At 52.9% G+C, this 15,601-nt stretch carries 11 protein-coding genes; 1 reads left to right on the top strand and 10 read right to left on the bottom strand.

The features are described from left to right. Positions 1 to 19 precede the first annotated feature (19 nt). Positions 20 to 1,036: a LacI family DNA-binding transcriptional regulator gene (locus tag R3I13_RS09565; RefSeq protein WP_346317707.1), complete on the top strand. Its 1,017-nt coding sequence runs from the start codon at positions 20 to 22 to the stop codon at positions 1,034 to 1,036. Positions 1,037 to 1,330: 294 nt separating this feature from the next. On the opposite strand, the gene R3I13_RS09560 is transcribed toward R3I13_RS09565, so the two are convergent. From R3I13_RS09560 to R3I13_RS09515, 10 genes are all read right to left on the bottom strand, one after another. After that, entirely contained in the window at positions 1,331 to 2,098 is a 768-nt protein-coding gene (locus R3I13_RS09560; protein WP_346317706.1) for a CHAD domain-containing protein, read from the bottom strand. A gap of 172 nt (positions 2,099 to 2,270) precedes the next feature. Beyond that, positions 2,271 to 3,410: a TlpA disulfide reductase family protein gene (locus R3I13_RS09555; protein ID WP_346317705.1), complete on the bottom strand. Its 1,140-nt coding sequence runs from the start codon at positions 3,408 to 3,410 to the stop codon at positions 2,271 to 2,273. Beyond that, on the bottom strand, positions 3,407 to 4,990 hold the full coding sequence (locus R3I13_RS09550) for a S41 family peptidase (protein WP_346317704.1): 1,584 nt from the start codon (positions 4,988 to 4,990) through the stop codon (positions 3,407 to 3,409). The genes R3I13_RS09555 and R3I13_RS09550 overlap by 4 nt, the downstream gene beginning before the upstream one ends. 3 nt (positions 4,991 to 4,993) lie before the next feature. After that, a complete protein-coding gene (locus tag R3I13_RS09545; RefSeq protein WP_346317703.1) occupies positions 4,994 to 6,463 on the bottom strand; it encodes a TlpA disulfide reductase family protein in 1,470 nt (489 codons plus the stop codon). Positions 6,464 to 6,481: 18 nt separating this feature from the next. Continuing rightward, positions 6,482 to 7,846 (bottom strand): RagB/SusD family nutrient uptake outer membrane protein, encoded by a 1,365-nt coding sequence (locus tag R3I13_RS09540; RefSeq protein ID WP_346317702.1) that lies wholly within the window; start codon positions 7,844 to 7,846, stop codon positions 6,482 to 6,484. Positions 7,847 to 7,865: 19 nt separating this feature from the next. Further along, positions 7,866 to 11,420: a SusC/RagA family TonB-linked outer membrane protein gene (locus R3I13_RS09535; RefSeq protein WP_346317701.1), complete on the bottom strand. Its 3,555-nt coding sequence runs from the start codon at positions 11,418 to 11,420 to the stop codon at positions 7,866 to 7,868. 3 nt (positions 11,421 to 11,423) lie between these two features. Beyond that, positions 11,424 to 12,455 (bottom strand): FecR domain-containing protein, encoded by a 1,032-nt coding sequence (locus R3I13_RS09530; protein ID WP_346317700.1) that lies wholly within the window; start codon positions 12,453 to 12,455, stop codon positions 11,424 to 11,426. 119 nt (positions 12,456 to 12,574) lie between these two features. Next, positions 12,575 to 13,168 (bottom strand): sigma-70 family RNA polymerase sigma factor, encoded by a 594-nt coding sequence (locus R3I13_RS09525; protein ID WP_346317699.1) that lies wholly within the window; start codon positions 13,166 to 13,168, stop codon positions 12,575 to 12,577. A 154-nt stretch (positions 13,169 to 13,322) separates the two neighbouring features. Further along, positions 13,323 to 14,090, bottom strand: coding sequence for a sterol desaturase family protein (locus R3I13_RS09520; protein ID WP_346317698.1), 768 nt, complete (start codon positions 14,088 to 14,090; stop codon positions 13,323 to 13,325). A gap of 6 nt (positions 14,091 to 14,096) precedes the next feature. After that, positions 14,097 to 15,587, bottom strand: coding sequence for a S41 family peptidase (locus tag R3I13_RS09515; RefSeq protein WP_346317697.1), 1,491 nt, complete (start codon positions 15,585 to 15,587; stop codon positions 14,097 to 14,099). Between the last annotated feature and the right edge of the window lie 14 nt (positions 15,588 to 15,601).

Below are 15,601 nucleotides of genomic sequence, written 5' to 3'. Positions count from 1 at the left end.
AGGTGACCGGGAGACTTACATGAATAAGATAAACATCAAATACCTGGCTAAAGAGCTAAATCTTGCCATTTCTACAGTATCACGCGCATTAAGGGATAGCCATGAAATAAGTGCCGCCACCAAAGCAAAAGTATTCGCGTTAGCGAAACAGTTGAATTATGAGCCTAACCCCAATGCCAGTGGCCTTCGCGGACAAAAGACCAAGATGATCGCCGTAGTGATACCCGACATGGTGAATGATTTTTTTTCGCTTGTGATCAGCGGCATTGAAAAAATTACCCAAAGCAAAGGCTACCATATCCTGCTCTATTTTACACATGGCGATCATGAGCTGGAGGTTTCCTTCATCAAAACATTGGCGAATGGCAGGGTGGACGGGGTATTGCTGTCTATGTCCAGCGAAAACAACGACCACCATCACCTGGGAGAGCTGGAAAAGAAAGGGATCCCGCTCGTGATGTTCGATAGGGTATCCGATACCTTGCAAGATGTGGTAAAGGTTACTTCTGATAATTATGAAAGCGCCATTGTCGCCACCCGGCACCTTATCGATGCGGGATGCAAAAAGATCGCCTACCTGCAGGTGCATAAAAATATTCCCGTGGGCAAGATCCGCATGAAAGGTTACCTGGACGCGCTGCAGCAACATTCTTCCCAGGCGGAGCCGCTGGTGCTGGAATCAGCCAATGATAACGAAGAGACCTTCCAGTCTCTCAAACAGATGCTCCTTAGGGAAAAGCCTGATGGCATTTTTGCATCGATAGAAAAACTGGCGGTGATCTGTTACCGGGTATGCGAAAAGATCCGGCTGAGGATACCGGAAGACATTAAGGTGATCAGTTTCTCCAACCTCCAGACCGCTTCCCTGCTGAACCCTTCCCTTACCACGATCACGCAGCCCGCCTTTGATATTGGTGAAACAGCCGCCAACGAGCTGTTCAAGCTGATCAACAGGAAAGATAAACTTGTGGCGGCAGAGAGAGATGTGGTGTTGAAATCGAGATTGATCAAGGGGCGTTCTACTGCCAGGTATTGATATTACCAGAAATCAGTAAATTATTTTTTTTAAACTTATCTTGCAGAAAATCTAGTACCTATATCTAAATTTCCCAAAATGAATAAATGGAAAATCTATGCAATTATTATGGCCCTGGTGAGCTTAGGATCTTTACGGGAAACATTTCGCATTCTAACTTCAAATGCACCTGATATTGCTGAGAACCGAGAATCTGTGCTACCTATTGCAATTATTTTTTCAATACTTTTTGTATTTCTTACTGTCTGGTTTTGGAAAAAATCAACTAGGCTTCATTAATTATCCTATTACTTCTCACGGCGACGGCTGTACGGCTTTATCCCAAAAACCATCACTCGCCGCATGAACAGCATCACTCATTTTATCCTGCTCCTTCTTCAGCTTGATGATCTTTGTTTTATTCCCCGCACCGCCGGAAGCCAGCAGATCAACGGCTAACGCTGTATCGTGCCATTTACCAATATCATCCTGCAGCTGGTCCAGATACGGAATGTTCAAATTCAACCGCTCCACTAACCGTTCGGGCAATATCCCATGCACATACAGGAGATTCTTGATGCTCTTCCTGGCCTCATGAAGCTGGTCTGTGGATAATGCAGTAACCCCGGCCGCTATTTTCTTCAGCTGCCGGGCAGCCCAATGCCTGATATCCCTGTTGCGGACGGGGCGTGTTGCCCGCAGAAGAGCGCTGACCGTATTCCTGATGTATTGATCATAACCGGCGGCATGCAGGCGGAATTGTTCGGATTCCTGACGGAGGGTTTGAGTGGCTTCAGTGCTAAATGCAGGATGATTGATGTGGTACTGCTTCATCATTTGCAGGTTGATATTGGCTTCCCGGATAATTCCCGCGCGGTGGAATATTTCCCTGATCGTTTTCATGCGCTTGGCGTTCTCCTTACCCGGTACTGCAAATTTTTCGAACGCTCTTATTTTTTTTATCTCTACACGCAGTTTGTGCAGCGCCTCCTGGCTGCCGGAATCAGCAAAAGCCCGCAGCTGCCGCCGTATTTCCAGGCATCTTTTGACGAGGTATTTTTGTTGCTTCTTCCTTTTAAGCATAAGGGCAACTTTATAAGCAAAGTTACCATTTATTCTCTTGCGGCACCTTGTCCGTCTGAACTCGCTCCAGGCCTCTTGTTCAAAAAACCATTTGCAAAACAGCAGGCAGCGTTGCGCAAGCTGTTTCACAAAAGGTTCATGGTTGGGTTTCGACAGGAAATATCTTCAGCGATTAGTGCAGCACTTTTTTCAGTTGTTCTTCCAAGGCACCGCCCCTGAGGTATTTGGCGATGATCTTACCGTCGGGGTTGATGAGGAAGTTCATCGGGATGGCGTTCACATCATACAGCTTCGCTACCTCGCTTTCCCATGCTTTCAGGTCAGACACATGGGTCCACGGCAGGCCGTCTTTCCGGATCGCTTCCAGCCATTTGTCTTTGTCGCCGGGCTTGTCCAGCGAAACGCCGAGGATGGTGAAACCTTTGTCTTTGAAAGCATCGTACGCCTTTACCAGGTTGGGATTCTCCCGGCGGCAGGGAGCGCACCAGGAGGCCCAGAAATCGAGCAGCACGTATTTACCGCGGAAGTCAGACAGCTTCACGGGCTGGCCGTTCACGTCGTTCAGTGCGAATTCGGGCGCGGGGGAGCCTTCCTGTGTTTTTTTCACTTTCAGTATTTTATCCCGCACCGTTTTGCCAAACTCGGTGTTGCGGATGTCTTCGCTCAATGCCAGGAAATCTTTCTCCGCCTGCACCGCGTCAAACTCCGGGGGAAGCGTGGAGTTGAAAGCCATCAGTGACATGTATTTGCCGGGATTGGCCTTTGCGTACTTCATTTTCACGCTCACGATCTCCTTTGCTATCGCGTCTGCCCTTTGCTCAAGGCTGGCAATGTAAGCGGAGTCTTTTTGTTTGCTCTCCGGCTGCTCTTTGAATTCCCTGTTCAGCGGCTCATACTTGTCGTAGTACGGTTTCAGCATGGCGGTTACCTTCAGGTTATCGTCCTGCGTTGGCGAGCCTTTGATCACGGCGTTGTGAATGGAATCTTTGGCAGTGATAGTAATGGTACGGTCTTCCAGGAAAAAGGCCAGCACATCTTCCTGCGGGCGGGTAACGGGGTTGTGCTCTTCAATGCTGTGCTTCACAAGAATGTGGGCTTCCCGGGTACCAACGGCTTTGCCGCTGAAGCGGAACTGCCCGTTCCTGATCTCCGTGGAGTCCAGGATGCGTTCACCGTTCACCCGGTAAGAGAGGTATGCTTTGGCCGGTGGGTTCAGTTTGCCCACGCTGCCTTTGATGGTATAAGTTTGCTGGGCAGCGAGCGGCAATGGCGCGCCGACCGCCGCCAGCATGAGTATGCGACAAATTTTCATGGTTTCAGATGTTTTGTGTAAAGTGATGGTTGCGCCAGTATCCGCAAGGCTTCCTGCAGGCTGGCATTGTCTGTATTGAGCACGCGCAGGAGGTAATCGTTCCCGGCGTACAGCTGGCCGGCCAGTTGCGCTTTGATGTCGAGCGCCAGCAGCTGAACGGCCCTGTTCCTGCTTCCGGGCTGCAGCGGCAGGCCTCCTTTTTCAGCAGTGCCTGTTACCGTTTCCAGCAGGCCGGGTGGCACCGTGAAATTTTTGTTGAATGCGTTGAAATCCGGATATGCTTCGAGCAGTTTCGCACGGTGATCATCCAGGTATTCAAAAGTGTATTTGCCGGTGATGCCAGCTGCGGAAACAGACTGCAGCCAGCCGCTGTACTCCACGGTATCGATGGGCACGTACACATCCGGCATAATGCCTCCGCCGCCGTATACGGTCCGTTTATGCAGCAGGGTGGTATATTTCAGTGAATCGGGGAAATGAATGGCGCCGGCATTGAGCAGTTCGCCGCTTTGCAGGCGCGTTTGGATGTTATCGTCGTACTGCGCGCCGTGATAAGGTTTTTGAATGGACCTGCCGGAAGGCGTGAAATAGCGGGCGCCGGTCAGTTCCAGCACAGACCCGTCGAATACCGGCACGGGGCGCTGCATCAGGCCCTTGCCGAAGCTCCGCCTGCCAACGATCAGCGCGCGGTCCCAATCCTGGAGCGCGCCGGTGAGTATTTCTGCGGCAGAGGCGGTGGATTGGTCTATAAGCACTGCCAGCCTGCCTTCAGGGAACTGCCCGAAACCGCCGGTGTAATAATAGTCCCTGCCTTTGTCGCGGCCCACGCTGTAGAACACCAGCTTGTCTTTCGGCAGGAATTCATCTGCCACGCCGATAGCGGCCTGCACATACCCGCCGCCATTGCCTTGCAGGTCGAGCACGAGGTTTTGCATGCCCTGCTGTTTCAGTGCGATCAGCGCCTTGTCCATTTCCTGGCGGGTGGTTTCGTTGAAAATGCGGAGGGCGATGTAACCGGTCTTATCATTGATCATATAAGCGGCGCGCACGGAATGGTCCGCCACAAAATCGCGTTCCAGTTGTTTTTTGAACGGCGCCTGCACATACCTGCGGAATATTTCCAGCGCCACGTTCGTTCCTTTCTGCCCGCGGATCTTTTTCATCACGGCGTAGCTGGTTTGCCGGCTCCCGGTCACGCGCTCACCGTCTACAGACAGGATGCGGTCGCCCGCCTGCAGGCCGGCCTTTTCAGCAGGGCCGCCGGCAGTTACCTGCGTGATGTACACGCTGTCGTTCTCCATCATGAACTGGATGCCCACGCCTGCAAAGCGGCCTTTCATGGCCTCCTGCTGCTCTTCGGATTCCAGCCTGCCGAAATAATGCGAATGCGGGTCCAGCTCCTTCATCATGCCGGCAATAGCGGCTTCCACCAGCCGGTTCTCCCCCAGCGAATCCACGTAATTCTCCTCGATGGCCTTCAATGTCTGCCAGAGTTTCTCTTTCGGGTTTACCTGCGCTTTGAGCGTACCGGTAAAACTCGCCATCACCGCGGCGGCAACGGCCATTCTTCTCATCCTCATAACCTATTGCTCGTTTTTTAATATTTCTATGGCCATAGACAGTTCTTCGGCCAGCTTGCTCGGGCTGCCGGAGTAACCCTCCGATGTATAACGCATCACTCCGTCTTTCAGGATCACTTTCCTGGGGATGGCGGATGACTGGAAGAAAGGCACGAATGTTTTGAACACTCCGTCCTGCCCGCCGGTCACTTTGCTGATGTTGTCGTGCAGCAGGTGGAAACGGAATCCCTCCTTTTTCACATAGCCGGTAGACTTTTCTTTGTAATCCCCTGTTTGCATCGTGCCCATGAGGTACACCGCCACTTTATCGTCCTTTTCATATTTATCCGTCAGCAGCTGCATGCCGGGAAAAGCCATGATGCAGGGTTTGCACCAGGTAGCCCAGAAGTCGATCACCACTATTTTATCGCCCCATTCGCTGGAGCGTACAGTATTGCCATCCGCATCTTCCACGGCAAATGGCATGAATTCCTTGCTGGTCATATGTTCCTTCACGTATGCCATCATGGCTTCCAGCTCTACGGGGGAGCGCAGGGAAGCGGCGTACTGGTCGTACCCGTCCGCGTTCCCGTTTTCCTTCATATACTGTTTTTTCAGTTCATCCAGCATGCGCGGAGTCATGGCATTGGCTCTCATGCATTGCTCCAGGAAAGGCCGTATAGCGGGCTCGTCTCCGGTTTGCCGGAGTATTTCCAGGTGTGTATCGTTCAGTTCAGCGGAGCCGCAGGCGCCTTTGGGAGACAGGTGTTTGAAATATGTTTTGGCTTCCGCGTACTTCTTCATATCGCGCAGCAGGCTGATGTAAGTGCCGAGTTGATTATCGAGCTGCTCATCTGCATTGGCCTGCGCCTGCTCTTTGTTGAACACGCCGCCTTCTACATAAGAGCCGTCCTTCACTTTCCGGATCAGCTCCTTGATCACCGGCGTGGCCACATTGTACAGCGTATCCTGCCCCAGTAATTTAAAAACATACGCCCGCATTACATTCCAGCGGAAAATCTCGTTCTCCGTTTTGTAATCCAGCGTTGTGCACATGGCCAGGAATTTATCGAACCGCCTGGTTTCGAAATAGGCCGTGCCCAGCATGCGGTGGGTGTTGTAGTAAATAAAAGACTGGCCGTTGCGGCTGGCGTTCCATTCTTCATAGGGGAAAGCCTGCAGGAAACGCTCTCCGTTCACGATCACTTCTTCATTGTCTTTACCGGTGCTTGCTTTCTGAAAGGCATTGAACCGCGCAAAAGAACCTTTAGGATATTTTGCGATGATCAGCGTTTCCAGTTCGGAGGCTTTTTTATTGTCTTTCAGCCCGAAACGGAAATACCGGTGTACGGCTTCCAGCTCCTGCTGTGAAAGGTCTTTTCTTTTGACCAGTTCTTCCGGCGCGGCGTTCTTATACTGTTCATACTGCTGCGCCTGCACAGCGGTAATGCCCAGCAGCAGCAGGCTGCCGATCAGGGTGATTTTTTTCCTCATATCTTTCATCATTTTTTGTTATCGCTGGTTCTGCGTCAGTTCCGGGTTGAGATCAATATTTTTCGGCGGGATAGGATATACGTAGCGGTTGCCCGGCACCAGCGTATAGGTATTGCCTTTGAACACGCGTGTTTCCGTTTCCGCAAGTGCCGGTTCCAGGCTCAGCCTGCGCTGATCGTACCAGCGGAGGCCGGTGCCAAACAGCTCGCGCCTTCTTTCATCCAGCACGATGCGCAGCGCTGCGTTGGCGTCAGTTGCGGTAAGCTCCATGTAATCCGCCGGGCGGAAACGTTTTTGCCGCAGGGCATTCACCAGGTTCATGGCGGGCCCGGACTGGCCGGTTCTCGCGAGGCCTTCCGCCTGGGTGAGCATTACTTCCGGCACGGTGATACCAGTGGTAACGTTGTCGCCGCCAAACAATCTTGCGCGCCAGGAACCGCGGCCGGTAAAGGCCGGCTGGAAAGTATTACCGGGGCGCATGTACAGCTCATAGCGCAGATCATTGGTTTGAAATTTTCCCAGCAGCTCATCACTCAGCGGCAGGTTGAAGTTGCCCGGCATCGTAACCTGCCTGGCCAGGATCACTTCCGGGTTGTCTAACCGCCGCGGGAAAGCCGTACCGGTAGCATATACATTCAGGTCCAGCACGGTGTTCCGGTAATCCAATGCCAGCCCCGCCTGCTCTGCCGCTTCAGCGAAACGCTGCATATACAGGTAGGTTCTCGCCAGGGTAGCATGCGCCGCCGCTTTGGCGGCGTGAATATTGTTGGAAGGCTGGGCCGGCAATGCAGGCAGCGCTTCGGTGAGGTCTTTGATCACCTGGTCGTACACCGCCTGCACGGAAGCGCGCTCCAGGTTTACGAACAGGTCGGGTTTGAGCAGCAGCGGCAGGCCGGGATCTGTGGATGCCGTGGCTGCATTGTAAGGCCTTGCGTAGAGATTTACCAGCGTGAGGTAAGTATAAGCGCGCTGTACTTTGGCTTCGGCCTGCGTGCTGTTCTTCTGCGCGTCTGTGCCGCCTTCGCTGCCCAGCACATTTTCGATCACCTGGTTGCAGACGTAGACGGTGTTGTAGAGCTGGTCCCAGGTTGCATCGCTCTGATCTGTGGTGTAATAGCTCGCGCCCCAGATGTATATGCTGTCGGTTCCACTGTTGAACAGGTTTTGCAATGATGCATTCGCATCGAGGTTGATGTCATCGGCAGACAGCATCGGCAGGCTGGCCGTTCTTTCAAATACAGACTTGTCGCTCAGCAGGCGCTGGAAGTCTGCGGTGTATCTGAATAAACGCTGGTTGGGCTGGTCCACTTCCACGAATTTGCGGCAGGATGGCGCAATGGTTGCGATGGCCAGGAGTGTTATATAGAAATTTTTCAGTGTCATGTCGTCATTCTTTTTCCGGTTAGAAAGAAGCATTCAGGCTCAGGTAAAATGCCGGCGCGGGCGGCAGGTTGGTATAATTCGAGGAAGCAACGTAGCTCGGGTCTATGCCGGCTTTGTTCTTCTTCCAGATGATCCCAAGGTTGCGGGCGGATGCGCTCATGCCCAGCGACTTCACCGCGATGCGGGATAAAACCTGCGGAGGCACCTGGTAACCCAGTGACACCTGTTGCAGCCTGATATGGCTGCCGCTTTCCACCAGCAGGTCCGAGAATTTGTAGCGGTTGATGTTGTTGATGCTTACGTTCGCCAGGCCCGGCACATTGGTGGAGGCCTCGTCGCCCGGTTTGCGCCAGCGCAGCGCCAGGTCTTTCTGGCTGCCGATCAGGCCATAGTAGTCACCTGTGAAAGTGGGATAGTTCTCGATCGAATAACGGCGGATCTTATGACCCATTTCATAGCTGATGCGTACGCCGAGGGTAAACGATTTGTATCTGAAATCGTTGAAGAAACCGCCGAAGTAGGGAGGCGTAGTACGGCCCATGTAGGCGATATCATCCGTAGTGATCACGTTGTTGCCGTTATCTGCGGTGATGATCTTACCGTCTTTATCGAATATCTGCGAGCGCCCCTGGTTATCAAGGCCCGCCCAGCGGTAGGCGTACATGGCATCGCGGGGCATGCCTTCCACGAAGTTGCCGCCGATGATCTGTATGCCGGAAGGGCGTTTGAAGCGCGCATCCGTTACCTCGTTGGTGTTGTAGGAAATGTTGAAAGTGGATGCCCATCCAAAGTCCGCTCTGCGGATCACCTCTGCGCGAAGCCCCAATTCATAACCATGGCCTTTCATGGAAGCGGCGTTGAACGGCAGGGTATTCCAGCCATAGGTGGAGTTGATGGGGAAAGTCCACAGGATGTCTGTTGTCCTTTTGCGGTAAGCATCTGCGCTCACGCTGAGGCGGTTGTTGAGCAATGAAAAATCAACGCCGAGGTTACCCGTGCGGGTCAGCTCCCAGCTGATGTGATTATTGGCCGGGCTTTGCACGGAGCCGATGGGTTCCATCGTAACCGGGTCTATACCGCCCAGGCTCAGGATGGCGGCGTTGCTCACGCTGGTAGGTATGGAACCGCCGGTACCATAGGTGAAGCGCACGTTCAGGTTGGAGAGCCAGTTTACATTCCGCATAAAATCTTCCGAGCTCACGTTCCACTTCACACCGGCGGACCACAGCGGTTTGGCGCGCTGGCCGCGGGTAGCGCCCAGCAGGTTGAAATCGTCGAAACGCAGGCTGCCGGAAACAATGTAGCGGCCGCTCAGCACGGAGAAGGCAGCGTTCCCGTAGTAAGACAGCGCCCGGCTGATGCTTTTGTTAATCCCGCCGTCGTTATAGCTCAGCGTGTTGGTCCAGCCGTAAACGGTATTGTAGGGATCATTAGGCTTCCAGCTGGCGGAAGAAAAAGTAGCTTCATCAAAGCCATAACGGGTTTGCGAGTAACGTTCTCCCGTCTGCTCACGGATCTCCGCACCAGCCAATGCATTCAGGCTGTAGAGGGTTCCCCATGATCTATTGACGTTCAATTGCCCGCGTAATGAATAAGCCGATTCGTTGTAGGTGTCGCTCGTTAATTTACCGCCATAAGGCACGCCGTATACCAGGCGGCCATTGGCGCCTATGGTGGTCCCGATGTTCAGCATGGTACGCGTGTCGTAACTGTTCAGTTCGCCCAGCGTAGCGGTGCTGCCGGTGTTGCGCTGCAGGGAACCCGCCACGCTCAGGTCGGCCCAGTTGGTGAGCCTGGTGATAATGTCCGCATTAAAACGGAAACGGTTCTCTTTGGTTTTGACGAAGCCGTAATCCAGTTCCTGCAGCGGGCTATACGTCCAGGGCAGGTATCCTTTGGCAAGGAAGTCCGCCGCCACTTCATCGCGGAAATCGATGGAGCGGGCGATAGTATTGCCTTGCGCGTCCTGCAGCATTTCATACGGGCGCAAACCCAGCCTGCCGTTGCCGATCGCATTCAGCGTGGCCATGTTGGAAGTGGTGTTGGCGTAGTTGTAATTGATGCCGGTGTTGACGGTCACTCTTTTATTGAACAGCTCGTTGCTCATATTGGCGGTCACGAAATACGCTTCGCCTTTATTGCTCTTGTACACCGGCACATCTTTCGTGTAGTTGGTGGAGAGATAATAAGTACTATTTTGTCCGCCGCCGGAAAACGAAAGGTTATATTGCTGGGAAACGGCGCGTTGCAGCAGCAGGTCCCTGATCTGGCCGCGGTTATCCAGGCTGCCTAATGCCGCCAGCGCTGAATCCCGCTGTTTCGGGGTGGCCTGCCCGCGGTCTGCCCTGAACATCCATTCCAGCGCCTCGCTCACAGGACGGTTCTGGTTGAAGGTCATCCAGCTGTTGTCCCACACGGCGGGATCGCTAAAGTAGCCCAGGTCTTTCATTTCCTTTTCCAGCTCAATGTATTCCGCACTGTTCATCCTGTTCAGGTTCTTCATATTGGAAGGATTGGAAATGCTGAGGTTGGTGCTGAAATTCATCTGGGAGGAATTTTTCTTTCCTCTTTTGGTAGTGAGCACGATCACGCCGTTGGCGGCTTTGGCGCCCCAGATGGAGGTGGCCGCGGCATCTTTCAGGATGGTGATCGATTCAATGTCTTCGGGATTGTACCGGCTTAAAATGGTACCAATGGAAGCCCCGGAATTCTCGCGCTTAGACAGGTCCTGGTCTACGGCGGGGAAACCGTCTATCACGATCAGCGGGGTGCTGGAGGTGGCCGTGCTGAGGGTATTCATCCCCCGGATACTGATCCTGTTATTCCTTACATCGAAGCGCACGCCCGGCACCGCGCCTTCGAGGCGTTCCAGCATGTTCACGGCGGGCACCTCGCGGATGGTTTTGGCGTCTATAACGTTTATGGCGCCAGTGGCCCGCTCTTTCGGGATCTTCTGGTAACCGGTGGATATTACGGCAACTTCATTCAGCTGTTTAACATCTGTTTCCAGCTTCACATTGATGACGGAACGCCCGTCCAGCGTTTCTTTATGCGGCGCCATGCCAATGAAGCTGAACACCAGCGCTTCGGTCTTTTCCCGCAGACGGAGCGTATAACGTCCATCGCTGCTGGTGGTGACGCCCCAGTGAACAGCATACCCTTCAGGTAATACGGTAACGCCTATCAATGGTTTGCCATCTGTATCCGTTACAAGGCCGGAGATAGTTTGCACATACCCGCCGTCCCCAGGCTGCTCCTCTCCTGTCTCGCCCGGTCCTGGTTTGGGCCGGTTATCTTTGATGATGGTGTAATAATTTTCCTGGATGTAGAGAAAGAGGAAACCCTTGCCGTATAAGAGATCTTTCAGCACGCTTTCCACCGGCTCCTTTTTGGTGAACGTTTTCTTCGGTACGTAAATATTGTCCAGTAAATGTTCTTCGTAGGAGAACTTGGTGCCGTACACGGCCCTTACTTCATCCAGCGCTTTCTTAAGCGGCACCTGTTGTTGCGCATACAGGCTTATAGGCAGTGTAACCCAAAGGAAACACATGGCCACCAGCAATTTTTTGCTCATTGTCTAATTTTGGCTGATCGTTAAATGTTTGTTTTCCTGTTCGATCTTCAGATCGAACACTTTTTTCAATACGAATAAAATGTCTTCGGCGTTCTGTGCCGGAATAGTGCCTGTCAATCGTTTTTCCGCCAGTTCCGGCGCCTGCAGGGTGATACTGTATCCATAGGTATCCTGCAGCACGTTGAGGATTTCGCGGAGCGAATAGCCATCCAGGTCCAGTTCGTCGTGCGTCCACGATCTGCTGGCATCCGGCGTCCGTTCCATTTCCCGCAGGCGGAGCTGTGTGCTGTCCCACACGAAGGCCTCGCCTGGCTTGATGATCTTTACAAATGCGCCCGCGCCTGTTCTGGCTATGCGCAGGCTGCCTTCCAACAGTGATATTTCTGTATGCCGGCGGCGGTTCTTAATATTGAAGCGGGTACCGAGCACGGTAAGGTCGAGCCCTCCAACATGCACATGAAAGGAATCTGATTGCTGCAGCCGGTTGCGGACGGCCACATGTTTTACTTCGAAATAGGCTTCCCCGGTCAGCCATATCTCCCTCGGTTTACCGGAACGCCAGGTCCGGTCGTAATGTATGCTTGAGTTGGCGTTCAGCGTAATGATGGATTCATCCGGCAGCACGATCTGTTCGCGTTTGCCAAAGTCTGTGACATAGGTCTTTTTACCCTGCGCGGAAAACTCGCGGATGGCGATCATCAGCAGCAGGCTGGCCGCCACAGCGCCTGCCCACCGGGCAGCTATGCGCAAAGGCCGGTAGTACTGCCTCCGGCGGCTGTGCTCTGCGATATTAGCTTCGATCGCCGCCCACGCCTCCGATGCCGGAACTTTCGGCTGGTAGATCGCCTGTTTATTCAGCACCCATATCCACAGCCGCGCCTGCTCCATGGCCCCGGCCTGTCGGGGATACTCCCGGGCTACAGCCTGCCAGTAGGCGGAAGACGCATCGTCGCCCGACAGTACGTGCCTGACAAACAGATCGTCTGTAAAGAAATCCGTCGTGGTAAATTTGCTGTAATCCCGATCCTGATCCATGGTTTATATTATCACACGATGATTTGCCTTTTTATCCCTCCCTGGGATAAAAAATCAACAATTTTATTTTCCGGGCGAATTATTGAATATTATCTAATAACGCCCCCTTCCATAAGCTTTTAATAGATATTTTTCAAGGATAGTAAGGAGTAGAGGATAAACAGGTCTTTCCGGCTCAGATGCTGCCTGAGGGTATCGATGGCTTTGTATAATAGTTTGTAGGTGCTGGAAGGCGACAGCTGCATGATCACGGCGATCTCTTCATATTCCATTTCCGCATAATAGCGCAGGTGGATGATCTCCCTTTGCCGCGGCGACATTTTCTCCAGCGCGCGGGCCAGGTTGGCACGGATGGTTTCCAGGCGCTCGCGGCTGATGATGGTTTCGTCGTAACCGAACTCCGTGGCAGGATTGGTAACTTCTATGAGCGGTGAGAATTCGTATTTCCGGTGCTGCACTTCCAGCATGCGGAGTAGCACGCGCCGGAAAGATTTGTAGAGATAGTTCCTGACAGAGCCGGTTTCCCGGATAGCCTCCCGGTTCTTCCAGAGCTTGGTAAACAGCTCCTGCAGCGCGTCCTGGATGAGATGATCGTCTGCAGAGAATTTATGGCCGTAGTTGAAAAGAGGGGTGTAGTATTGTTCAAAGAGCATTTTGAAGGAGGATTCATCTCCGAACCGGAAGGTATCCCATATGAGCTGCTCATCCCTCATGAATGTATGTTAGCGTTTCTGGTTTAAATGCGAAAGTGGGGAAAATGTGCCAGATTTTCAAAAACCCCGGGGATAAGGCTGGGGTACCTGCCATGGGCCGGCAAAAATCGAAGGGATTGCCCGTACAGGCAATCCCTTCTTTATGGCTGGAGGGTTACTTCCCAAATCTCCGCTCCTGCACCTTGTCGTATTCCGCAACATAGTCCGGGTGTTCAGTTTTCATGAGCCTGTCCCAGAACCGGAAGTACAGCCCGTAATTTCCCCGGAACCGCCTGTGGTGCTGGTTATGATGGCAGGAAGTGTTGATGATCCCGAACAGCACAGAACGGCGGAACCATTGCGGCATGATCTCGTAGCCCAGGTGGCCGTATACGTTGATGATGAACGACGCCAGCGTGAAAGCCGCGATAGTACCGGGGTAGAGTGGCAGCGTGAAAGCCAGCACCGGTATGATACCCGCTTCCAGAACAGCTTCTACAGCATGAAATGAGTAAGATGACCATGGCGTTGGATTCACGCTCAGGTGATGCACCAGGTGAACATACCTGAATATACGTTTGTGGTGGATCAGCCGGTGAAGCCAGTAAAAGTAGGCATCGTGCATCACCAGCGCGAGCACGAAGCTCAGCGGCAGCCACCACAGGGGGTAATCATGCACGCTTGCATATATAAGCGTATGAGGGCGCAGCGGGCCGGCCATCACGGCATATGCAACAATGACCAGCATCAGCGTTGCTGTTGCGGAATGCCGTATCTCCTGCCATACCTGTGAAGCGGCAACCGTACGCAGCTGGATCTTCGCGGCGGCCATCCTTGCCGGCAGCCACTTGTACACGATCACGAAGGCCGATCCTGCAATGGCCAGGTAACGGCCAATAGCGATAAGGAATATGGTAAACAGCTCAATAACCGCCTGCTTCATGGATATTTATTTTTTTCCCGCTTTGCTGATCAGTTCCAGTGCATAGCTCAATTCCGGGTCCTGGCCCGCCCGCGCAAAGTCTATGAACTGCGGCAACGGCACTTCCTGATCCGGTATCACTCCCCTGCCACTGTCCGTGGTAGCGTTGAAAAAATATAATTCAGACATGGGAACCGTCAATACAGACTTCGTTTTTGGAAGCATATATTTCACGAACCATGCGGCCGTAGTAGCCTGTTCCCCGCTGCCCGTCTCCTTCCCGACGATCATGCCTCGTTTGTTTTTCTGCACAAGCGAAGCGAAATAGGTAGCCGCGGAAACGGTGCCGCCGCCAGTAAGCACGTACACATTGCCGCTGAAGGCATTTTTGTCCGGCGGGAAATTCTCCAGCTGCCCTTCTTTTAAACGTGCGTTACCAACATAGAACCCCGTAGCGCTGTCCTTGTCAAAACGCTGGTAAAGGAAATTGGTGGTGTTGCGGATGTCTTCTTCCGACAGCTTCCTGCCGTAATCATCAATGGCGTATTCGGCATAGGCGATCTGGGTGTTTTTTGTACGGTAGTTGTATTCGTTGCGGAATGGCTTGCATGAAAGGAATGAATACAGGAGCGCGGAAATGGCGGGGTTGCCGCCACCGTTATTCCGGATGTCTATGATCACATTCTTATACCCGCGCTTGTTCACTTCTTTGAAGAACTCGCTGAATTCCTTGTAAGCGTATGGTTCCTGCAGGTTAAATGAATTCACGGTGAGAATTCCTGTTTCACTGGCGCTGTTATAATCCCGGTAGATGAAATAACTCCGCTGGAGCAGGTTACAGGGCAGTACGGCCTGGGATTTCGATTGAAAGGCCTTCTGCGGCGTAGCGTATGGCAGCGTCACATTGCGGATGCTGTTGCTCCCGGGCAAACGGTAGGCTATATCAAAAGTTTTACGTGTTGCGTTCAGCATGCTGAAGCGCAGGTAAAAGTCGGGATACACCCTGTCTATGCCCGTCTGGATGTGACCGTCGCTGTAAACGGAACCAGCTATTGCATCCAGCATTTCGCTGACCGTCATCTGGTTGATGCTGACGATCTCGGCCCCGAATGGTATGGCTTCTCCCTTGATATTCACCAGCATTTTACCGCGCTCCACGATCACCTGCAAGGGCAGGAAATTGATCTTGCTGTACAGCTCCCGGCCGTTATCGTCTGAATAGGCAATACTGGTGTGCACATCCCTGATGAGCTGAATGGGCGAATAACGGCTGCACTCTTGCACATTGCCGGCGCCGGCCATCCGCTGCAAAAGGGAATCCACCTTCCGGGCATAGCTGGCGGAATCGATAAATTTATAGGGGTGCGGATGCTGGGCTTTCAGGATGCCCATGGCCAGCCTGAAGTCCGCGATCATGTCTTCTTTGGTAAACCCGGTAAAAGCATTGTCCTGCGCTGCCGCCGTAAATCCTGATGCGAGCAGGATGGCAGCCGCGCCGATCTTAAATCTCAGTTTCATTTTAATTTGATTTG

Origin of the sequence: Chitinophaga sp. YIM B06452 (assembly GCF_039655965.1) — a bacterium.
Classification (GTDB): Bacteria; Bacteroidota; Bacteroidia; order Chitinophagales; family Chitinophagaceae; genus Chitinophaga.
This window is presented reverse-complemented; position numbering and strand designations above follow the sequence as displayed.

Excerpts from the sequence above, each read along its gene's own strand:
- R3I13_RS09515 (WP_346317697.1), bottom strand. The coding sequence starts at position 15,587 with ATGAAACTGAGATTTAAGATCGGCGCGGCTGCCATCCTGCTCGCATCA.
- R3I13_RS09565 (WP_346317707.1), top strand. The coding sequence starts at position 20 with ATGAATAAGATAAACATCAAATACCTGGCTAAAGAGCTAAATCTTGCC.
- R3I13_RS09560 (WP_346317706.1), bottom strand. The coding sequence starts at position 2,098 with ATGCTTAAAAGGAAGAAGCAACAAAAATACCTCGTCAAAAGATGCCTG.
- R3I13_RS09550 (WP_346317704.1), bottom strand. The coding sequence starts at position 4,990 with ATGAGGATGAGAAGAATGGCCGTTGCCGCCGCGGTGATGGCGAGTTTT.
- R3I13_RS09520 (WP_346317698.1), bottom strand. The coding sequence starts at position 14,090 with ATGAAGCAGGCGGTTATTGAGCTGTTTACCATATTCCTTATCGCTATT.
- R3I13_RS09540 (WP_346317702.1), bottom strand. The coding sequence starts at position 7,846 with ATGACACTGAAAAATTTCTATATAACACTCCTGGCCATCGCAACCATT.
- R3I13_RS09530 (WP_346317700.1), bottom strand. The coding sequence starts at position 12,455 with ATGGATCAGGATCGGGATTACAGCAAATTTACCACGACGGATTTCTTT.
- R3I13_RS09555 (WP_346317705.1), bottom strand. The coding sequence starts at position 3,410 with ATGAAAATTTGTCGCATACTCATGCTGGCGGCGGTCGGCGCGCCATTG.
- R3I13_RS09545 (WP_346317703.1), bottom strand. The coding sequence starts at position 6,463 with ATGAGGAAAAAAATCACCCTGATCGGCAGCCTGCTGCTGCTGGGCATT.
- R3I13_RS09525 (WP_346317699.1), bottom strand. The coding sequence starts at position 13,168 with ATGAGGGATGAGCAGCTCATATGGGATACCTTCCGGTTCGGAGATGAA.
- R3I13_RS09535 (WP_346317701.1), bottom strand. The coding sequence starts at position 11,420 with ATGAGCAAAAAATTGCTGGTGGCCATGTGTTTCCTTTGGGTTACACTG.